This is a genomic window from Mesorhizobium sp. GbtcB19 (assembly GCF_019091085.1).
Classification (GTDB): Bacteria; Pseudomonadota; Alphaproteobacteria; order Rhizobiales; family Rhizobiaceae; genus Mesorhizobium.
Window position 1 is genome coordinate 1 of record NZ_JAGXJY010000098.1, and the last position, 619, is coordinate 619.

Genomic DNA, 619 nt, shown 5'->3' on the forward strand with positions numbered 1-619 from the left:
AGCGGGGGTATGTGGGGAACGCCCGCCCCGGGGGGGGTGGGGAGGGGGGGCGGGGCGCCGAGGCGCCCGCCGAAATACGCGGCGATGAGGCCGATCACCGTGCCGAGCGCGGTGATCGCCAGCCCCGTCGCGAAGCCGACGGCGAGCGACGGCCGCGCGCCCCAGACGAACTGGCTGTAGACGTCACGCCCCATCTTGGTGGTGCCGAAATAATGCGACACTGTCGGCGGCTGGTGCGAGCGGCCGACGCGCGCCGCCGGATCGTTCGGCGCCAGGATCGGCGCGCAGATCGCCATCAGCACCAGCGCCGCGATGATGATGAAGCCGGCCACCGCCTTTTTCTGGCGAAACAGGAGCTGCAAACCGAACCTCATGCGCGCTCCTCCCTGATGCGCGGGTCGACGACGCCATAGATGATGTCGACGAGCAGATTGGCCCCAAGCGTCGCCAATGTCATCAGCAGAAGCTGGCCCTGGATGACGGGATAGTCTCGCGCCACGCTTGCCGTGGAGAGCGTCAGCCCGAGCCCCGGATAGTGGAAGACGTTCTCGGTGACGATCGGCCCGCCGAAGACCCCGCCCACCATCAGCGCCAGATGGGCGAGAACGGGCAGAATGGG

General features: G+C 68.7%; 2 protein-coding genes. Both read right to left on the minus strand.

What is annotated here, in order from left to right; genetic code table 11:
- A partial coding sequence (locus tag KVT37_RS31765) for an ABC transporter permease (protein WP_368860643.1) occupies window positions 1–374 on the minus strand: 374 nt, incomplete at its 3' end.
- The coding region (locus KVT37_RS31770; protein ID WP_217578959.1) for an ABC transporter permease subunit at window positions 371–619 on the minus strand (249 nt) is incomplete at its 5' end. The genes KVT37_RS31770 and KVT37_RS31765, both read right to left, overlap by 4 nt.